Source organism: Flavisphingomonas formosensis, assembly GCF_009755815.1.
Lineage (GTDB): Bacteria > Pseudomonadota > Alphaproteobacteria > Sphingomonadales > Sphingomonadaceae > Flavisphingomonas > Flavisphingomonas formosensis.
Map to the genome: position 1 here is coordinate 70,277 of NZ_WRPK01000011.1, position 17,886 is coordinate 88,162.

At 67.0% G+C, this 17,886-nt stretch carries 16 protein-coding genes; 6 read left to right on the top strand and 10 right to left on the bottom strand.

What is annotated here, in order from left to right; translation table 11 throughout:
* Window positions 1–79: 79 nt before the first annotated feature.
* Window positions 80–463: a RidA family protein gene (locus GQY20_RS25395; protein WP_157219965.1), complete on the bottom strand. Its 384-nt coding sequence runs from the start codon at window positions 461–463 to the stop codon at window positions 80–82.
* Window positions 460–963, bottom strand: a complete 504-nt coding sequence (locus tag GQY20_RS25400) for a MarR family winged helix-turn-helix transcriptional regulator (protein ID WP_157219966.1) — start codon at window positions 961–963, stop codon at window positions 460–462. Before GQY20_RS25400 ends, GQY20_RS25395 begins: the two co-directional genes overlap by 4 nt.
* Window positions 964–1,107: 144 nt before the next feature.
* Between GQY20_RS25400 and GQY20_RS25405 the strand changes: the two genes are divergently transcribed.
* From GQY20_RS25405 to GQY20_RS25415, 3 genes are read left to right on the top strand one after another with little or no spacing between them, the layout of a single operon-like run.
* Complete coding sequence (locus GQY20_RS25405) at window positions 1,108–1,887, top strand: cyclase family protein (RefSeq protein WP_157219967.1); 780 nt, start codon at window positions 1,108–1,110, stop codon at window positions 1,885–1,887.
* A 5-nt stretch (window positions 1,888–1,892) separates the two neighbouring features.
* Complete coding sequence (locus GQY20_RS25410) at window positions 1,893–4,019, top strand: indolepyruvate ferredoxin oxidoreductase subunit alpha (protein ID WP_157219968.1); 2,127 nt, start codon at window positions 1,893–1,895, stop codon at window positions 4,017–4,019.
* Window positions 4,019–5,536, top strand: coding sequence for an indolepyruvate oxidoreductase subunit beta family protein (locus GQY20_RS25415; RefSeq protein ID WP_157219969.1), 1,518 nt, complete (start codon window positions 4,019–4,021; stop codon window positions 5,534–5,536). The genes GQY20_RS25410 and GQY20_RS25415 overlap by 1 nt, the downstream gene beginning before the upstream one ends.
* 253 nt (window positions 5,537–5,789) lie before the next feature.
* Here the strand turns inward: GQY20_RS25415 and GQY20_RS25420 are convergent, their stop codons facing one another.
* From GQY20_RS25420 to GQY20_RS25455, 8 genes are read right to left on the bottom strand one after another with little or no spacing between them, the layout of a single operon-like run.
* Window positions 5,790–6,194 carry a RidA family protein gene (locus tag GQY20_RS25420; RefSeq protein ID WP_157219970.1) on the bottom strand — a complete coding sequence of 135 codons (405 nt, stop codon included), beginning with the start codon at window positions 6,192–6,194 and terminating at the stop codon, window positions 5,790–5,792.
* A 22-nt stretch (window positions 6,195–6,216) separates the two neighbouring features.
* A complete protein-coding gene (locus GQY20_RS25425) occupies window positions 6,217–6,720 on the bottom strand; it encodes a VOC family protein (RefSeq protein ID WP_157219971.1) in 504 nt (167 codons plus the stop codon).
* 57 nt (window positions 6,721–6,777) lie between these two features.
* Window positions 6,778–8,190, bottom strand: coding sequence for an FAD/NAD(P)-dependent oxidoreductase (locus tag GQY20_RS25430; RefSeq protein ID WP_198351203.1), 1,413 nt, complete (start codon window positions 8,188–8,190; stop codon window positions 6,778–6,780).
* Window positions 8,183–8,485, bottom strand: a complete 303-nt coding sequence (locus tag GQY20_RS25435; RefSeq protein WP_157219973.1) for a (2Fe-2S)-binding protein — start codon at window positions 8,483–8,485, stop codon at window positions 8,183–8,185. The genes GQY20_RS25430 and GQY20_RS25435 overlap by 8 nt, the downstream gene beginning before the upstream one ends.
* On the bottom strand, window positions 8,482–9,684 hold the full coding sequence (locus GQY20_RS25440; protein WP_232476249.1) for an NAD(P)/FAD-dependent oxidoreductase: 1,203 nt from the start codon (window positions 9,682–9,684) through the stop codon (window positions 8,482–8,484). Before GQY20_RS25440 ends, GQY20_RS25435 begins: the two co-directional genes overlap by 4 nt.
* Window positions 9,681–11,141 carry a sodium:solute symporter family protein gene (locus GQY20_RS25445; protein WP_157219974.1) on the bottom strand — a complete coding sequence of 487 codons (1,461 nt, stop codon included), beginning with the start codon at window positions 11,139–11,141 and terminating at the stop codon, window positions 9,681–9,683. Before GQY20_RS25445 ends, GQY20_RS25440 begins: the two co-directional genes overlap by 4 nt.
* Window positions 11,138–11,374 carry a DUF3311 domain-containing protein gene (locus tag GQY20_RS25450; RefSeq protein WP_198351204.1) on the bottom strand — a complete coding sequence of 79 codons (237 nt, stop codon included), beginning with the start codon at window positions 11,372–11,374 and terminating at the stop codon, window positions 11,138–11,140. The genes GQY20_RS25445 and GQY20_RS25450 overlap by 4 nt, the downstream gene beginning before the upstream one ends.
* Before the next feature lie 14 nt (window positions 11,375–11,388).
* Window positions 11,389–13,194 (bottom strand): DUF885 domain-containing protein, encoded by a 1,806-nt coding sequence (locus GQY20_RS25455; RefSeq protein ID WP_157219976.1) that lies wholly within the window; start codon window positions 13,192–13,194, stop codon window positions 11,389–11,391.
* Between the two features lie 288 nt (window positions 13,195–13,482).
* Here GQY20_RS25455 and GQY20_RS25460 point away from each other — a divergent pair, with 288 nt between their 5' ends.
* From GQY20_RS25460 to GQY20_RS25470, 3 genes are all read left to right on the top strand, one after another.
* Window positions 13,483–14,775 (top strand): amidohydrolase family protein, encoded by a 1,293-nt coding sequence (locus GQY20_RS25460; RefSeq protein ID WP_157219977.1) that lies wholly within the window; start codon window positions 13,483–13,485, stop codon window positions 14,773–14,775.
* 236 nt (window positions 14,776–15,011) lie between these two features.
* The gene (locus tag GQY20_RS25465; protein WP_157219978.1) at window positions 15,012–15,491 is read left to right on the top strand and encodes a Cif family virulence factor; all 480 of its coding nucleotides are present in this window, start codon (window positions 15,012–15,014) and stop codon (window positions 15,489–15,491) included.
* 119 nt (window positions 15,492–15,610) lie between these two features.
* Window positions 15,611–17,857 carry a TonB-dependent receptor gene (locus tag GQY20_RS25470; RefSeq protein WP_157219979.1) on the top strand — a complete coding sequence of 749 codons (2,247 nt, stop codon included), beginning with the start codon at window positions 15,611–15,613 and terminating at the stop codon, window positions 17,855–17,857.
* The last annotated feature ends 29 nt before the right edge of the window (window positions 17,858–17,886 follow it).

Sequence of the window (17,886 nt, forward strand, 5' to 3'; positions counted from 1 at the left end):
TTGTGGTCGCATCCTTTGCGCGGAAAACCGGTTCCCGCTTTTCCGCATGATGCTCTGGCCAGGCGGCGGCGGGGCGGATTCAGCTGCGGCGCAGCGCCGTTACCTCGATCTCCACCTTGGCGCCTGGCGCGGGGATGCCACAGATCAGCGTGGTGTTCGCCGGCGGGCATTCCGCGAAGCGCGCCCGCAGCGCGTCCGCTACCGGCATCAGCACGTCGGCGGAGGTGATGTAGACGCGGGTGCGCGTAACGTCGGCCAGGCCCGCGCCGAAATGGGCCAGCGCCGCCTCGATCGTGGCGAGCGCATGCTCGGCCTGGGCGCCGACATCGTCCGGGATCGTGCCGGTGGCGGGATCGATGCCGACCGTGCCGGAGACGTGGATGTAGCGATCGTCCGCCACCGCGCGCGAATAGGCTGCCAGCGCTTCGAAGCGGGTTCCGGTGGAATGGCGATCGAGGGTCATTTCCTGCTGTCCTGTGCCTTGCGTGGGCGGGAGGGATCGAAAAGATCGAGATTCGCGTGCAGCTGCTCGAGCAGGGTGAGGAGCCGATCGAAATCCCGCGCCGAAAATCCGCGGATGATGCCGGCATAGACCGGCGCCGTGATGCTGCGTGCCTCGGCCAGCTTGGCCTCGCCCAGCGGCAGCAGCGAAACCTCGGTGACGCGCCCGTCCTCCGCGCTTTCGCCGAGCGAGACGAGGCCGGCGGCGGCCATACGTTGGATGATGCGCGTCATCGTCGAGAGCGGGATCACCGCGGCCGAGGCGATGTCCCGCACGCCGCGTGGGCTATGCTCGCCCAGGATCATCAGCACCCGCCAATAGGGAATGTCGAGCCCGATCTCGCGCAGGCGCGGCTCGATCACGCCATTATAGCGGCCGACCAGCCGATTGAGCAGGAAGAAGGGATATTTCTCGACCTGGAAGGCGGATGTGCCGGGGTCGCCGAGAATGCGGTTGTCCAATGGAGGCCTCACTATCGTCCACGCTTATCGCCGGTGGATCGGTAGCGCAATGCTTCACACTTCAAATGTTGCATTTGCACGTTTTATCGGGCAGCCTTCGATTCGGGTTCGTGAGAGACAAGTACGCGGACCGGGGAGATCGTCATGTCGCTTGCCACGCTCGCTGACTTCGCTGCCGCCATTGCCGGCGGATCCATCCGCACCATCGACCTCACGCAGCCGCTGTCGGAGGAGACGCCGCTGCTCGTGCTGCCGCCGCCTTTCGGCCAGACGGCGGGTTTCAGCCGGCAGGAGATCTCGCGCTACGACGAGCGCGGCGTCGCCTGGTATTGGAACAACTTCACCGTCGGCGAGCATACCGGCACCCATTTCGACGCGCCGATCCATTGGGTCACAGGCAAGGATCTGGCCGACAACACCGTCGATGCCATCGCGCCGAGCGATTTCGTCGGTCCGGCGGTCGTCATCGATTGCTCGGCCGAATGCGCCGAAAATCCCGATTTCCAGCTCTCGCGCGCGGTGATCGAGGCATGGGAGGCCGAGCATGGCCGCATCCCGCCCCGCCACTGGGTGCTGTTCCGCACCGACTGGTCCAAGCGCGCTGGCGATGCCTATACCAACCGGCGCGAGGATGGCGCGCACACGCCCGGACCCGATCCGGAGGCGTGCCGCTTCCTGATCGAGGAACGCGATGCGCACGGCTTCGGCGTCGAGACGATCGGTACCGATGCAGGCCAGGCGCATCTGATGGATCCGCCCTATCCGGCCCACACCCTGTTCCATGCGGCCGGCCGCTACGGGCTGCAGTGTCTGCAGAATCTCGATCAGCTGCCGCCGGTCGGCGCGGTGCTGGTCGCCGCGCCGCTCAAGATCGTCGGTGGATCGGGCAGCCCGCTGCGCGTCCTCGCCTTCGTGGCGGAGTAAGCGGGATGGCGGAGCGCTCCTTCAAGAAGGAGGTGGAGCAGCTCCGCCTCGGTGCGGGCGAGGTTTTCGAGGGCGAGGGCATCCTTGCCGTCACCAAGGCGCTGCTGCAGGCGGGCGTCGCCTATGTCGGCGGCTATCAGGGCTCGCCGATCAGCCATTTGATGGACGTCTTCGCCGACGCCGATCCGCTGCTGCGCGAGCTTGGCGTCCATTTCGAATCCAATGCCAGCGAGGCGGCGGCGGGGGCGATGCTGGCGGCGTCGGTCAACTACCCGCTGCGCGGAGCGGTCGCCTGGAAATCGGTGGTCGGCACCAACGTCGCCTCCGACGCGCTCTCGAACATCGCGTCCGGCGGCGTCAGCGGCGGCGCACTGGTGATCATCGGCGAGGATTATGGCGAAGGCTCCTCGATCATGCAGGAGCGCACCCACGCCTTCGCGATGAAGAGCCAGATGTGGCTGCTCGATCCGCGGCCCAACCTCACCAGCATCGTCGATATGGTGGAGAAGGGTTTCGAACTTTCGGAGGCGTCGGCGACGCCGGTGATGATCGAGCTGCGCGTGCGCGCCTGCCATGTCACCGGCAGCTTCGTCGCCAAGGATAATCGCCGCCCACCGATGACCGTGGGCCAGGCCGCCGCCAATCCGCGCCGCGACACCGATCGCATCGTGCTGCCGCCGGCCAATTTCCTGCACGAGCAGGAAAAGATCCAGAAGCGCTGGCCGGCCGCGATCCGCTTCGTCCAGGAGCAGCGGCTCAACGAATGGTTCGGGCCGGAGGCGGACGAGATCGGCATCATCGTCCAGGGCGGCCTCTACAACACGCTCAACCGCGCGCTGGAGTTGGCCGGCCTTTCCGACATTCACGGCGCCAGCCGCATCCCGATCTACTGCCTCAACGTCGCCTATCCGCTGATCCCGGACGAGGTGAACGCCTTCTGCGCCGGCAAGAAGGCGGTGCTGATCGTCGAGGAGGGGCAGCCCGAGTTCATCGAGCATGAGCTCAACACGATGATGCGCCGCGCCGATCTGCAGACCCGCATCGTCGGCAAGGACATGTTGCCGCGCGCGGGCGAATATACCGGTGCTGTGCTGCGCGACGGCGTTATCGCCTTCCTGCGGCAATGGGCGCCGGAGCGCGCGCCCGTAGCGCCGATGCCCGCCGTGCCCGAACCGGAGCTGGCCACCACCGTCCCGCAGCGCCCGGCCGGTTTCTGCACGGGCTGCCCGGAACGTCCGATCTTCTCGGCGATGAAGCTCGTCCAGCGCGAGCTGGGCGAACTGCACGTCTCGGCCGATATCGGCTGTCATCTCTTCTCGATCCTGCCGCCCTTCCACATCGGCAACACGACGATGGGCTACGGCCTCGGCACGGCGGGCGCCTCCGCCTTCAAGCCCGAGGGCAAGCGCGCCGTGGCGATGATGGGTGACGGCGGCTTCTGGCACAACGGCCTCACCTCCGGCATCGGCAACGCCGTCTTCAACAAGGACGAGACGGTCACCATCATCGTCGACAACGGCTATTCGGCCGCCACGGGAGGCCAGGACATATTGTCGTCCAAGGCCGAGAATGCGACGCGCACCACGAACAATCCGATCGAGAAGGCAGTCCGCGGTTTGGGCGTCACCTGGGCGCGCACGCTGACGCGGACCTATGACGTCGCGCGGATGCGCGACACGCTGAAGGAGGCGCTGACCAGCCCGGAGGCGGGGCCGAAGGTGATCGTCGCCCAGTCCGAATGCATGCTCAACAAGCAGCGCCGCGTGAAGCCGGCGCTCGCCAAGGCGGCGCGCGAGGGCAAGCGGGTCGAGCGCGACAAGTTCGGCGTGGATGCCGACACCTGCACCGGCGATCATGCCTGCATCCGCCTGTCGGGCTGCCCGTCGCTCAGCGTGAAGCCCAATCCCGATCCGCTCCGCCAGGATCCGGTGACGCATATCGACGACAGCTGCGTCGGCTGCGGCAATTGCGGCGAGGTGGCGCATGCCGCCGTGCTGTGCCCGTCCTTCTACCGCGCGCGGATCGTCACCAACCCCACGCGCTGGGAGCGGCTGCGCCAGCGGCTGCGTGCCGGCATGATCGCTTTCCTGCAGCAGCGCCAGGCGCGCGCGCTGGCCGCCCGGAGCTTTTGATGGAAATCACCCTGCCCGCCGACCGCGACCGCATCACCATCGCCATCCTCGCCCTCGGCGGCCAGGGTGGCGGCGTGCTGGCCGACTGGATCCTCGAGGTCGCCAACCGCAACGGCTATGATGCGCAGGGCACCTCGGTGCCCGGTGTCGCGCAGCGTACGGGCTCCACCGTCTATTATATCGAGATGGCGCGCCGGGGCGTGGCGGGCGCCAACCATCCCGATCCGGTGCTGGCGCTGATGCCGGTGCCGGGAGACGTCGACATCGTCATCGCGTCCGAGCTGATGGAGGCGGGGCGCGCGATCCTGCGCGGTTTCGTGACCGAGGACCGCACGACGCTGATCGGATCCACCCACCGCATCTACGCCATCTCCGAAAAGTCGGCGCCGGGCGACGGCCTCGCCTCCAGCCGCCGCATCGTCGATGCCGCCAAGCGCCGTGCGGCGCGCTTTATCGGATTCGACATGGATGAGGCCGCCGGCAAGTCGGGCAGCGTGATCAGCTCGATCATGTTCGGCGCGCTGGCGGGCAGCGAGGCGCTGCCCTTCACCCGGGAGATGTTCGAGGAGGCGATCCGCCACGGCGGCAAGGCGGTGGAAGCCAATCTCAAGGGTTTCGCTACCGGCATGGCCCAGGCGCAAACCGCCGCGACCGAAGCCGATGCGCCGGCGATCGCCGCGCCCGAACCGACTACCGAGGCGGGCCGGGCGATCAAGGCGCGGATCGAGGCGATGCTGCCGCCCGCCGCGCAGCCTCTCGCAATCGTCGGCGCGGCGCGGCTGATGGACTATCAGGACGCGGCCTATGCCGGCCTCTATCTCGATCGGCTGGCGGCGATCCGTGCGCTGGACGACGGCACGGACGACTGGCGGCTGACCGCTGAGGCAGCGCGCCATCTCGCCTTGTGGATGGCCTATGAAGACACGATCCGGGTCGCGGATCTCAAGATCCGGGCGACCCGCAGCGCACGCGTGGCGCGCGAGGTGCGGCTCGCCGACGGACAGCTGTTGAGCGTCACCGAGTTCATGCATCCGCGCCTGCAGGAGATATGCGAGACGCTGCCCGGCTGGGTTGCCGCGCCGATCCTGAGGAGCGGCTGGCTGCGGCGACGGCTCGAGACGGTGTTTGCCCGGGGCCGCCATGTCGAGACGACACGGCTGCGCTGGTTCCTGATGTTGCGCCTCGTCGCGGCGATGCGCACGCGCCGCCGCTCGACCTTGCGCTATGCCGAGGAGCAGGAACGGATCGAGCATTGGCTCGACCTCGCAAGGGAAGCCGCGGCACACGACGTGCGGCTGGCGGCGGAGATTCTGTCCTGCCAGCGGCTCATCAAGGGCTATGCGGATACGTTCGAACGGGGGCTCGCCCGGTTCGGGACGCTGATGACGGCGGCGCGTTCGCTGGCCGGCCGTGCCGATGCCGCCCAGCGGTTGGCGGCGCTGCGCGAAGCGGCGCTGAAGGACGAGCAGGGCACCGCGCTTTCCGCCTGCCTGTCGGAGGCGGGCCTCGCAGCGTGAGCATGCTCCCTCGCGTGGGTACGGCATTCACACATCGTTGATGGGGAGCTTGTTCTTCTTCGTCGCCCCAGCGGAAGCTGGGGTCACACTCCGCAGTCACCTGGCTGCCTGTCGAGAATGATGCCAGCTTCCACTGGCATGACGGGGAAAGAAACGCGACCATATCGATGGATGAATCAGGTAGCCCGCCAGGGAGGGGAGACGCGGCGGATGCCGGCCGGCCAAGGGGACGATGGCCGGCCGACAAGCGGGTTCAGCCGATCGCGGCGACGGCTTCGATCTCGATCAGGAAATCGGGCAGAGCGAGGGTGGAGACGCCCAGGAAGGTGTTCGGAGCGGGCGTGGCGCCTTCATAGAAAGCGCCGATCTCGGGCAGCACGACGCCGAGCTTGTCCGGGCTGTGATCGACCACATAGGTGCGCAGCCGCACGACGTCCGCCGGCGTCGCGCCGGCTTCGGCGAGCACGGCCTTGAGATTGGCGAGCGCCTGGCGCGTCTGCGCGGCAAGATCGCCGGCGCCGATGACGTTGCAATCCTTGTCCCAGGCGACCTGCCCGGCAAGATGCAGGGTCTTGCCGCCGTCCTGCAGCGTGGCGTGGGAGAAGCCGTAGCCGACACTGTCGTAGAGGCTCGGCGGATTGATGCGGCTGATCGGCATGCGGTCTGGTCCTTCCTTGGAATCAGTCGACGATTTCGAGCGGGTTGCCGAAGGGATCCCGACAGTAGAGATTCTTCTTGCCGGCGAGCGGGCCTTCGGGGACCTCGATGATCTCCATCACCGTGCAGCCCCTCGCTTTCAGGAAACGCGCGGCCTTCTCGACGTCGTCGACGCGCAGGCCGAGATGGTGGCCGCCTATGTCGCACACCCGGGGATGCTGCGTCGCGCGGGGCTCCGGCTTGTCGTATCGGACGAGCTGCAGATTGAGGCCGTCGGTGAGCTTCAGCATGACGAGGGTCAGCCGCGCGCCGGCGACGCCGACATGCGCCTCCATCCAGTCCCGCCCGTCCGGCATCGCCGGAATGTCCGCCGCGTCGAGCGGACCCATGCGGAACAGTTCGGTGGCGCCGAACGCGTCGGCATAGAAGGCGATGGCGGCATCGAGATCGGCGACGGTGAAGGAGACGTGATCGGCACCGAGCAGGCGGGGGCGATCGGTCTCCGGCGCCGGAGTGGAAGCGGTCATGGCGGACTCCGCGAGGGATGGCGTGCGGTGCCAGTGTGATCGGCGGTTCGGCTGCGCTCAATCCGCGTGCACGGACGAATTCGTTGCTTCTATCGCAACGGTCCCCGATTCGATCAGGTCGCCGATCCGTGCTGGACGGATCGGGAAGCGCGCCGTGAAGCCGCCCCGCGCGCCTTCCGGTTCGCCGCTCGCCCGTGCGATCTGGCGCAGCAGCGTCGCCTCGCAGGAACGGCCCTGGCATAGGCCCATGCCGCAGCGCGTGGCGAGCTTGATCGCATTGGGGGCGTGTTGATCAGCGAGGGCGGCGGCAATCGCTCCCTGCGTCACATCCTCGCAGCGGCAGACGATCGTCTCGGGCGGGTTCGGGCGGGCGAGCGCTTCGGTGGGATCGCCGACGGCGGCGAGCAGTTCGGTGAAGCCGCGCAACCCCGCCAGGCGCCGGCGGATCGGGGCAGCCGCACCCTCGGCATCGTCGATCCGGCCGGCGGCACGCAGGATGCCGAGCGCGGCCAGCCGGCCTTCCTCGAGCGCAACCGCAGCGCCGGCGACGCCGCTCGTCTCGCCGGCGATCCACAGGCCTTCGGCATCCGTCGCCATCCAGTCGTCGTGCAGCGTGCGCCAGCCGCCGGCCGGGCCGGCCCACGCGACGCCGGCGCCGAGCATGCGCGGCAGATCGGACTGGGAAACGAAACCGTAGCAGAGCGCGATGCGATCGCAGGCAACCGTCGCACCATCGAAGCGGGCTTCCTCGACGGAGGCGACGCCGTGCGCGCTGCGGAGCGGCAGGCCGAAACGGACAGGTACGCCCCGCCGGCGAAGCAGCCGGAGGGCGCCCGCCGCCGCGGCGAACGTACCCACGTGGCGGAGCGCGCTCGTCCAGCGGCGGGCGATGATCGGAAGGAAGCGCGACCGGGGCTGATCGAAGGCGACCACCGCCACTTCTCCGCCGGCCGCAATGATCTGCGCGGCGACGATCAGCATCAGCGGATGGGTACCGGCCAGCACGAAGCGGTCGCCGGGCACGATCTGCTGGCTCTTGAGGAATGCCTGCACGCCGCCCGCCGACATCACGCCGGGCAGCGTCCAGCCCGGCAGCGGCACCGGCAGGTCGTAGCAGCCGGCGGCGATCAGCAGGCGCCGTCCGGCGACGCGCAGCAGGTCGCCCGGGCCAGCGGCGTGAACGACGAAGCCATCGCCTTCGCGCGCGGCGCCGATCGCGGAGCGGCCGCCGAGCCAGGCGATGCCCTGCGTCGCTTCGAACGCGGCGAGCTCCGCTTTCACGGGTCGATAGCTGCGCTCGGCGAGCCAGCCCGCCACGCGGAACACGGCCGGCGGCTGACGCAGTATCTGGCCTCCGGGGCGCTGCTGCTCGTCGATCACGGCGACGCTGAGGCCTTTTTCGCGCACGCGGCGCGCGGCGGCCATGCCGGCGGGGCCGCCGCCGACGACGATCAGATCGAAATCAGCCATCCGGGCCGGCTCCCGTCTCGATCGCCATCCCATCGGCGACCGGCGTGAGGCAGGCCCGCAGGCGGCGAGGCGCGCGGCCGGGCACGGCGGTCTGGACAAAACATTCGCTGCACGTCCCCATATTGCAGAAGAGGCCGCGCAGCGCCGCGCGGCCGTCGCGGCGAAAGGCGATGCGGCCGGATGCGATCAGCGCGGTGGCGAGCGTCTCGCCGGCAAAAGCCGCGACCGGCGCACCATCGACGAAGATCGTGATCCGAGATCCCCGTTCGACGCCCTGTTCGATCCGCCGCGTCATCCCATGAAGCCGTTCAGATGCTCGAAGCGGGCGGGCGACAGCATCGCCAGCGCCTCGTCCGCTTCGGCGCGATCCTGCTCCAGCATCTGGCGCGCGACCAGCCGGGCGAAGGTGGGGCCGAGGGTGAAGGCCGATCCGCCGGCCGCGACGAACAGACCGGGCATTCGCGGCACCTCGCCGACGAGCGGAAGCTGGTCGGCGGTGATCGCGGTGACGCCGGTCCAGCTGCGCAGCAGGTTCATATCCGCCACGGCGGGCACGGTGGCGGCCGCAGCGCGGAGATTTTCGGTGCGCGAAGTTTCGATCGGCTCGGGCCGGAGCGCCGGATCGAAGGCGCCGCCGGTGCCGCGGCGCAGGCGCGAGGGCCAGCCGCCGCCGATCAGGATGTTGCCGGCATGGGTCTGCTTCATCGACAGGCGCCGGCCGACATGCTGCACCAGATGCGGCAGCAGCGGGGCGACCCGTTCGGTGGCGTTCATCGTCAGGGCGACGGGGAAGAGCGGCAGATGCAGATTGGCGAGCATCGCCACTTGCGGACTCCAGGCGCCGGCGGCGATCAGCAGGCGGGCGGCACGGATCGTCTCCTCCCTGCCGGTGTGGCGCAGCGTCACGGCAAAGCCGCCGCCCTGCCGCGCGATGGCCACCGCCTCCGTTTCGGTGCGCAGCGTCGCACCGGCGCGCTCCGCGGCACGGACGAAGGCCGGCGTCACGGCACGCGGATCGGCATGGCCCTCATCGGCGAGAAAGCCCGCCGCGGCGATCCCTTCGGCCAGATAAGGGGCGATGCGGCGCGCCTCGTCGCCATCGAGCAGCCGGGTGCCGAGCCCGGCCGCCTGCTCGCGCGCCACCTTGCGTTCGAGCAGGGCCACTTCGGCGGCGGTCTCCGCGACCATCAGACCGCCGTCGCGCCGGACATGGAGATCCTCGCCGAGCGCCGTTTCTAGCCCGGCCCAGTCGGCGATCGCTATGCGGCTGATCGCGGTGATCCTTGCGGCTTCTTCCGCCAGTCGCTCGCCATTTTCGAGGAAACGGCGCTCGATCTGGAAATGCAGCGATCCGGCATTCTGGCCCGAGGCACCGATGTTGGGATGGCCGGCCTCGGCGATCAGAACCGACGCGCCGGCGCGCGCGCAGTGCCAGGCGGCGGCGCTTCCGACGAGCCCCGCGCCGATCACGATCATGTCGGCCGATCCGCTCACGCCTCCGCCGGAATCGCGCGGTTGGATGCCACGCCACCGACGGCGAGGCTGACCAGCATTGCCGTCATGCTGTTGAGGATCAGGGCCATCAGGCCGGGCTCCCATGTCGGCAGCAACTGCTTCCACAGCGCAAGTGCGGCGGGATGGAGCAGCGCGACATAGCCCACTGCAAGGCCGGCCAGCACGCCCACCGCATTCGCCCGGCGCCACAGCAGCGCCAGCACCGCGCCGGGCGCCAGCATACCGATCGAGGCATAGGCGGAGAGGCCCACCTTCACGATCGATTCGCTCGCACCGAGGGTGAGATAGACGGCGAGAGCGGCGAAGCCGACCATCGAGAGACGCGAGATGGTCAGATCCCTGCGTCCGCCCCGATCGCCGAGCAGCGGCCGGACGATGTTGCGCGCGAAGATCGTGCCCGACGTCATCAGCAGCACCGAGCCCGGCACCAGCGCCAGCAACGAGGCGGTGCCGGCCAGCAGGCCGACCAGCCACGCCGGATAACGCGCCGCCACGAAATGGAGCAGCGCAGCGTTGGGATTGCCCTCCGGCGGCGCGACACCGGCGACGACCACTGCGAAACCGAGCAGGATGATGAAGAAATAGGAGAGCGAGTAAAGCGGCTGCCAGATCGCGTTCCGGCGCAGCGCATCCGGCCCGGAGGCGGCGAAGCTGAGCTGGAACATGTGCGGAAAGAACCAGGTGCTCGCCGCCACGTTGAGCGCAGACGTCACGAACCAGGTAGTGGTGAGGCCGGCCGAGGGATCGGCGCCCGGGAAGCTGCCGATGCCGGGGCGCAGCGCTTCCGCCCGGCTGAAGACCTCCAGGAGGGAACCGGCACCGGCATGGGAGGCGACGGTGACGCTCAGCGCGACGACGAGCAAGATCATCAGCACGTCCTTGACGCCGGCCGCGAACGCTGCGGATCGCAGGCCGGCGAGGAAGACGAAGGCGAGCATCAGGATCGCGGCGAGGATCACGCTGGCTGTCCTGCCGACGCCGGTGCCGACGGTGAGCTGCAGGATCAGGCTGAGCGCGGTGAGCTGCACCTCGACATAGACGACGAGGGCGAAGAGGCCGGCCAGCGCTACGACGATGCCGAGCCAGGGCGCGCGGTAGACGCGCGCGAAAAAGTCCGCCTGGGTGACGAGGCCGTGGCGGCGTCCTTCCTCCCATATCCGCGGCATCAGCCAATAGGCGATGGCCGACGCGAGCGAGACCGAGGTGAAGGCAAGATAGGCGGGCGCGCCATAGGCCCAGGCGAAGCCGGAAATGCCAAGCACTGCGAAGGTGGTGTAGATCTCGCCAGCATTGACGAACCAGAAGATCAGAAGGCCGAGGCGGCGTCCGCCGATCGCCCATTCCTCCACCGTCTTGGCCTGGGTCTTGCGCCGGCCGTAGATCATCGCGCCCGCCACGGTGGCGAGCAGCACGGCGATGGCAATGGCTGCGATCATCCTTCGCCCGCCTCGCTCCGCGCGGTGAAGGCGGCATCGCGGCGATAGACCCAGGCGATCGCCGCCGATGCGACCAGCACGCCGGCCATCTGCCAGACCATCTGGAAGGGCATGCCGAACGGACGCCAGGCGATGTCGTTCACGATCCCGGCAAAGCCGAGCTGCCAGATGAAGGGCAGCAGCAGTGCCAGTCTGTGCCAGCGGCGTCGCTCGCCGGGCGCTTCGCCATTCATCCGCCCCTTCTCCATCAGAATCCCGATCCGGCCGGACCGCCGCCTGCCGTGATCCAGCCGTCGATCTTATGCTCCAGCACCTGCAGCGGCAGCGCGCCGGTGCCCAGCACCTGATCATGATAGTCGCGTATGTCGAAGCGACGGCCCAGTGCCTCGGCGGCCTGCCGACGCAGCGCCTTCAGCTTGAGCTCGCCCATCTTGTAAGCGCAGGCCTGCCCCGGCGCGGCGATGTAGCGATCGATCTCCACGGTCACGTCATGCTGCGCCATGGAGGTGTTGGCGAGCATATAGTCGATCGCCTGTTGCCGTCCCCAGCCTTTGGCATGGATGCCCGTATCCACTACCAGCCGCACCGCGCGCAGCATTTCCATGTCGAGGTGGCCGAACCATTGATAGGGATCGTCGAACATGCCGAGCTCCCGGCCGAGCGATTCCGCATAGAGACCCCAGCCCTCGGTATAGGCGGTAAAGCCGGTGAATCCGTCGCGCTGCCGCAGATACGGCGGCAGTTTCGCATTTTCGCGTGCCAGCGTGATCTGGAAATGGTGGCCGGGAATGCCCTCGTGCAGGGTCAGCGTCTCCAAGGTCGGGATCGGCCGGGTGCCGAGCATCGCCATGTTGAAATAGAGGACGCCGGGCGTCTTTCCGTCGGGCGGGCCGGGCCGGTAATAGCCGGTGCCGCGCTGCGCACCGAGCGCGGGCAACGGTTGCACGCTGAACGGCGCCTTAGGACGGCGGGCGAACAATTTCGGGATGTTCGGCCAGATCCGCGCCTCGATTGCCTTGAAGCGGCCGAGCAATTCCTCCGGCGTCTTGCAGTAGAAGCGCGGATCGGTACGGATGAAATCGAAAAAGGCCTTGAGATCGCCCGAGAAACCGGTCTTCGCCCTGGCCTCGTCCATCTCCGCGCGGATGCGGGCGACTTCGGACAGGCCGAGCCGGTGGATGGCGTCGGCCGGCTCGTTCGTCGTCGTGTGTTGCGCCAGCTCCGCCGCGTAGAGGGCCGCGCCGCCTTTCATCGCCGACCGGCCCGGTGTCTCGCCGGCAAGCGGCAAATAGGTTTCGCGCAAATAGCTGCGCCATAGCGCGTAGCCGGGATAGACGCGCTCGGTGATGACCGTGCGGTAGGCGGCGGCGAGCCGGTCGCGGTCCGCGGTTCCGATCGCCCCGGGCATCCGGCCGATCGCACCGTAGAAGGGGCTCTGCTCGACCGGGAGCGAAAGCATCGCATCCACCTGGGCGAGAATATTGGTCACGATGATGCGGGGCTGGATCTGGCCGGCGGCCACACCCTGCTTCAATCGCATGATCGTGCTCTGCATATAGCCGGCAAAGCCGTCGAGGCGTTGCAGCCCGGCCTCGTAATCGGCAACCGTGGCGAAGGGCGCCACGGAGGAGACGAAGTCCGGCAGTTCCACCTGCAGGCCGAAGGAGGGATCCAGCGGAGCGCGCCTTGCGATATCGAAATCGCCGCCGCTCAGGAAAGCGAGCGACTGGCCGGTCTGATAGGCGAAGACGTCGTAGGCGATGCGGTCGGGGATCGGCAGGGCGTCGCGATCGATGCCGGCGAGGCCGAGGCTGTCCCGCTTGCGATCGGCGAGCAGGCCGGCGCGATAGGCATCGGTGAGCGGATCGACGAACGGCATCGCGCGCGGTGCGGCCGAGAGCGGCTCGCGTGCCGCGTCTGCGGCGGCGCTGGCGTCGAGCAACCCGCGCAGCCTTGCGCCGGCATCCCCGGCAGGTGCGGCGCGCAGCCCCGATGCGGCAAACGCCGCGCCTGCGGCGCCCATGGCCTGTCGGCGCGTGAAACTGGCTTTCATCCCGTTCGCCCCCTTTCATCTATTGCCCAGCAGCATGCCGGCCGCGGCGGCGCGATCAATGGCGGTGCGCGGGTCGCAGCAGCGCCGGCATGCAATGCAAGCGACAGATTTCGATCGTAGTTTATAACGATCTTTCAATGGCTTGTGCGATTGACTGTAGCGTTTGCTGGGGGATTTAGCGCGTTTATCTTGCATTTAGCGCAACGAACTCCGTCAAACCCATGCATTGTGCGATGCGGAGCAAGGCCGCAGTCTCTCTTCAAGCTTAAAACACATGGGGGCGCAGTCATGAAGTCACGCCAATGGAGGCTTGCCCTGTCGGTCGCGCTGGCCTGGCCGGTCACCGTGCTGGCGCAGCCGGCTCCGTCCTCCGTCACCGCGCTGGTCGGCGGGACGGTCGTGGATGTCGACAGCGGGCGCGAGACGCCCGACACCACCATCCTCGTCCAGGACGGTCGGATCAGCCAGATCGGCGCTTCTTCCGGCGTTGCCGTGCCGGCGGGTGCGAAGATCGTGTCGATGAAGGGCAAGTGGCTGATTCCCGGCCTCATGAATATGCACGTCCATCTCGGCCTCAAGCTGCCCGGCGCGCAGGGCGCCGCGCTGGCCAACGAGACGGATCCAGAGGAAGTGCTGCGTATGGCGGACAACGCCCGCCGCTCGCTGCTGTCCGGCGTCACGACCGTCCGGCTGGTGGGAGAGGATCATGGCAATGATTTCGTCCTGCGCCGCGCGATCGAGCATGGCGAGGTGATCGGCCCGCGCATCAAGACAGCGGGCGAGATCATCGTGCCTACCGGCGGCCACGGATCGCTGGAGGCCGACGGCCCCTACGGGCTCGCCAAGGTGGTGCGCGAACAGATCAAGCAGGGCGCGGACCTCATCAAGATCGCGATTTCGGGCGGTATCGCCGACACGCATGGCAGCATCTCCGCCGCGCCGATGACGGACGAGGAGATGTCGACGCTGATCGAGGTGGCGCATCGCAACGGCGTTCCTGTGACGGCGCACAACGGGTCGGTCGCGGCCGCGCAGCAGGCGCTTCGCTTCGGCATCAACGGCTTCGAGCATGGCTATCATCTCGACGTGCCGACCCTGAAGGAAATGAAGGCGAAGGGCGTGTGGCTGGTGCCGACGATGGTGGTGAGCCAGCCCGGCGCCCGAGAATTCTACAAGAAGATCGGATCGCCCGACTGGTATCTCGATCGCGTCGACAGCACGGGCAAGGATCATTGGGCGATGCTGCAGAACGCCATCAAGATGGGCGTCAACATCGCGCTCGGCACCGACGAATTCCCCTATGAGCCCAATGGCGGCACGACGGCCACCGTGGCCGAGGCAGAGCTTTACCAGAAGGCGGGGATGACGCCGCTGCAGGCCTTGCAGGCCGCGACGATCAAGCCGGCCGAGATGCTGAAGATCCAGGAAGAGACCGGCCGGCTCCAGCCCGGCAAGGCGGCCGACATCGTCGCGATCACCGCCGATCCGGTGAAGGATATCAGCGCGCTGCGGACAATCGATTTCGTGATGAAGGGCGGACATGTGGTGCGCGATGACGCATCCGCCTTCCTCGCCGACTAAATGGGGCGGCGCGATCCTAAAATCGCGCAGCTCGGTTCAGACTTTTGTGGCCGCGTCCTTTTCGCGGAAAGCTCCGGCATGCTTTCCGGTGGCGGGCCACGCAATTTGACGATTATCTTGCAGCCAGCGCAACGATCTTATGTTCGCGGGCGCGTTGAAACAACGACGCGCCTGACGGACACTCCGGACCGGAGCACAGATCGCGACGGTGGCGGCTCCAGCATAGGGGACCAGCAATGAAGCGCTCCATCCTATTGGCCGCAGCAGCGGCATTGACGATGGCGATGCCGGCACAGGCGGCCGCGCCCGCACGCGACATGCTGTCGCAGATGTTCTTGTGGTGGGACGCGGCGTTCAAGCGTCCGGACGGGTTCACGCCCGAGGCGTTCCGCACCTATTTCACTGACGATGCGACGCTGACGCTCGAAGGCAAGACGGTGATCCGCGGCATACCGGAATGGGTCGAGCATTTCCGCAAGATCCAGGCGAGCGGGCGGGAAGTCGAGATCGTCGTGCCGTTCAAGGACGTGTTCCAGCAGGGCAACCGCATCTTCACCTATCATGTCATCCGATCGCGTGGCGCAGGCAAGGTGACGTGCGCGCTGGCGGCGGGAGATGCCGTGCTGCGCGGCGGGAAGATCGCCTCGATCATGCTGGTGCGGACCAATCTCGACGAGGCCGGCCTCAAGGCCGAACCGGATTGCTGGACACAATAGCCTGACAAAGCCGCGCGCCCGCGCGGTCCGGAGAGGGTTGAACGAAATCCATGCCGCACGGTGAAGCCGGCGGCAAACAAAGGGGATTATTGATGCGGGATTCGATCAAGGTTGTTCACATGTTGAGGGCTTCCGTCGCGGCGGTCGCGATCCTTGTCGCCGCGGGGGCGACGGGCGCGCAGGCGCAGACCGCGGAGCCGGCGGCCACCGCCGATGCCGGCGCCGCGACCGCGGGCACCTCGGATATCATCGTGACGGCGCAGCGCCGCAAGGAATCGATCCAGAACGTGCCGATCGCAATCACCGCGATCACCGCCCAGACGCTCAAGGACCAGAACGTCAAGAGCGTGCAGGATTATTTCGCGATGACGCCCAACGTCAGCTTCCAGTCCAACGGCTCGCGCGACCGCAAGGACCTGGTGATCCGCGGCATTTCCAACCAGCTGAATCCCTATGCGGACGTGCGCCAGGGCAGCTATGCCTTCTACATCGACGAGTTCAACGTCGCGGCTGGCACCAGCAACCCGCAGATCGTCGATCTCGATCGCATCGAGGTGCTGCGCGGCCCGCAGGGCACCTATTTCGGCCGAAACTCGGTGGGCGGGGCGATCAACGTCATCACCAAGAAGCCGGTCGACCATTTCGAGGGCAATGTCGAGCTCGGCTACAGCAGCTTCGACACCAAGCATGTGCAGGCCGTGATCAACGTCCCGATCGTGAAGGACGTCCTCGCTATCCGGGCCGCCGGCCAGTATGACAAGTCGGACGGGTTCATCAAGAACATCAATCCGATCGGCGGCGGCAACAACACCCGCTATTATAGCGGCCGCGTCCAGGCCCGCCTGACGCCGTCGTCCAACTTCACCTGGGACGTCGCCTACAGCTATTCGAACGAACGCGACGGCATGCGCGACGGCGTGCCGACCGGCTTCGTCACCAAGACCTGGGCCTCCGTCTATTATGGTCTGTCGACGCCCGGTTTCATCGCCGATCCGGACGGCGTCGGCTTCTATCCGCACAACGACAACAAAGTGAATTTCAATCGGCCGCAGCGCGTCGGTAGCAAATATAGCTATATCAGCACCCACTTCACCTGGGATCTTGGCCTCGCCTCGCTCACCGGTGTCGGCGGTCATCTGGAATCGACCGTCTTCAACTATGGTGATGTCGATGGCGGCAGCCATGACTATTTCTACGAAAACTTCCATCTGAAGCGGAAATCGGACAGCGGCGAACTGCGCCTCCAGTCCAACGGCAAGCATTTCCTCGACTGGAGCCTCGGCGTCTCGCTGGGCCGCGACACCGGTGTCACCGATCAGGGTACCTTCAATGGGTCCGAGAGCCCGTTCGGCGTCGAGGACAGTGAAGTCACCGGCTTCAACTCCGACAGCGCGACCCGCTATTTCGCGATGTTCGGACAGGCGACGGCCAACTTCACGGACAAGCTCGCCTTCACCGTCGGCGCGCGTTACTCCTGGGAGAAGACGAAGAACGTCGCGGAGAACCGCTCGGGCGGCGTGAGGACCGACAGCAATGATCGTAGCGCGTCGTTCGAGGATTTCTCACCCAAGTTCACGCTGAGCTACAAGGCGCGGCCGAACCTGATGTTTTATGCGACCGTGTCGAAGGGCTTCAAGTCGGGCGGAACCCAGACCACGAGCAACGGCCAGATCGCCAACAGCTTCAAACCCGAAACCTTGTGGAACTACGAAGCCGGGACGAAGTTCGACCTCTTCGATCGCCGCCTGCGCGTCGACCTTTCCGGCTTCTACATGGATTGGAAGAATGTCCAGGAGACGATCAAATTCCAGTATGTCGACCCGGTGACCCATCAGATCGTTGGCGTCAGCGGCATCGACAATGCGGCGAGCGCGCGTAGCTACGGTGCCGAGGCGAGCTTCGACTTCGCGGTCACCAAGGAATTCAAGCTGAGCGGACAGATCGGATACAACAACGCCAAATATCGCAAATACACCAATGCGCTGGTCGATGGATCGACTATCGATGCGAGCGGCAAGCCCCTGGTCGCCGCGCCGAAATGGACGATCGGTGCGCAGGGTCAGTATACCTATCCGATCAACGAGACGACCGATGTCTTCGCGCGGATCGAGTGGAACTATCGCAGCAAGATGCTGTCTTCCCAATATGCGCTGCTCTACTATCAGTATCCGTTCATCTCGCCGAGCTACCACAATGTGAATGTGCGCGTCGGCACGGACATCGGCCCGCTTCGCGTCGTCGGTTACGTGCAGAACCTATTCAAGGCGCATTACTATGCCAACGCCTACGAAAAGGCCTTCTACAGCGGCGTTCAGGTCGAGCCGTCTTACCGCTCGTTCGGCGTGACGGCGAGCTACAACTTCTGATAGCCGGGTTACGGTGGGGGAGGCGTCCG